The organism is Streptomyces sp. NPDC002130, assembly GCF_040296465.1.
Classification (GTDB): Bacteria; Actinomycetota; Actinomycetes; order Streptomycetales; family Streptomycetaceae; genus Streptomyces.
Map to the genome: position 1 here is coordinate 1 of NZ_JBEOXI010000852.1, position 1,409 is coordinate 1,409.

At 60.6% G+C, this 1,409-nt stretch carries 2 protein-coding genes; one reads left to right on the top strand and one right to left on the bottom strand.

The window, feature by feature from the left end; all coding sequences use genetic code 11:
• On the bottom strand, positions 1–882 hold an 882-nt coding region (locus ABT116_RS46295), incomplete at its 3' end, for a M20/M25/M40 family metallo-hydrolase (RefSeq protein WP_351647223.1).
• 61 nt (positions 883–943) lie between these two features.
• Here ABT116_RS46295 and ABT116_RS46300 point away from each other — a divergent pair.
• On the top strand, positions 944–1,336 hold the full coding sequence (locus tag ABT116_RS46300) for an Lrp/AsnC family transcriptional regulator (protein WP_351647225.1): 393 nt from the start codon (positions 944–946) through the stop codon (positions 1,334–1,336).
• The last annotated feature ends 73 nt before the right edge of the window (positions 1,337–1,409 follow it).

Consider the following 1,409-nt stretch of genomic DNA (forward strand, 5'->3'; position numbering starts at 1 on the left):
GTTCTCGATCCGATTCGTCTCGGCGGCAAAGCGTTCGAGCAGATCTGCGGCGCCGGCTGTGCTGATGCTCCTGAACTCGAAAGTGATGGAGCAATCCTCGGGCACTGTGTTCACTGCTATTCCGCCGGACACGAGATTGACCGAACACGTCGTCCAGGCCACGTCGAATGCGTCGTCGTACGGGCCGGACGCCCGGAGTTCGTCGGCACGGTTTCTGACGAATCGAATCAACTCGGCACCGTATTCGATTGCATTGACTCCTTGCGGAGTGAGCGACGAGTGCGCCGAAACACCATGCAGATCAACACGTATGACATTCATCGACTTGTGTGCGCGAATGACCCGCATCTCCGACGGCTCTCCGACGACGCACACGTCGGGGCGCAGGTTCCGCGCAACAACCTCTTCGACCAACCCGGCTGCACCGATGCAGCCGACTTCTTCGTCGTAGGAGAAGGCAAAGTGAATCGGCTTAGCCAGCGGCCGAGCAACGATGTCGGGGATCGCCGCGACGACGATCCCGATGAACGACTTCATGTCGCACGTGCCACGTCCGTACAGGCTTCCGTCGCGAATGTCAGGAGTGAAAGGGTCGCTACTCCAATCCTGACCGTCGACCGGCACAACGTCTGTGTGACCGGAAAACATCACACCACCGGCAGTACTTCCGTCAGGAGGGGTGAACGTGGCCAACAGATTGAGCTTCGTCCCCTCGTCGTCGGAAACAAGTATCGGCTCGACCCCGTGGCGACGCAGTTCTGCAGCGAGAAGATCGATCAACGGTCGATTGCTCACGGAACTTGTCGTATCTATCTCGATGAGGCGCTGCACCCAATCGAGGGTTCTCTCGGTCGGAACGGTGGACAACGTGGTGGACGGCATCAGGGTTCTCCTCTCCCAGCAGGAACGCGGTGACTCTCGCCACCGCGTTCTGCCTTCGAGCATGAATGAAGTGATCCCAGACACAGTGAAGATGCACGATACTTGCACGATGATCGAAGAAACGCAGGATTCCGCCGTACTCGACGACATAGACCTCGCCCTGATCAATTGCCTGCAGCTCGACCCGCGAGCGTCGTGGCGCACGGTAGGTGACGCACTCAAAGTCGATCCGGTCACCGTCGCACGCCGCTGGCAGCGGCTACAGGACTCCGGCACCGCTTGGGTCTCTGCCAGGGCAACCGGCCATGGCCGTCCGGAATCGTGTCTGGCTTTCGTCGAAGTCGACTGCACGACTTCGTACGCCTTGACGATCGCGGAACGACTTGCCCGCTGGCCGCACGTTCTGAGCGTCGAACACACAAGCGGCCCAGGCGTGCCGGAGTTCAGCGTGTAGAGGATGCCGTTGGCGGTGGAGGTGCGGGTCTCACCACCGGGGGCGGCGATGTCGACGAGCGAGCCGTAGTTGG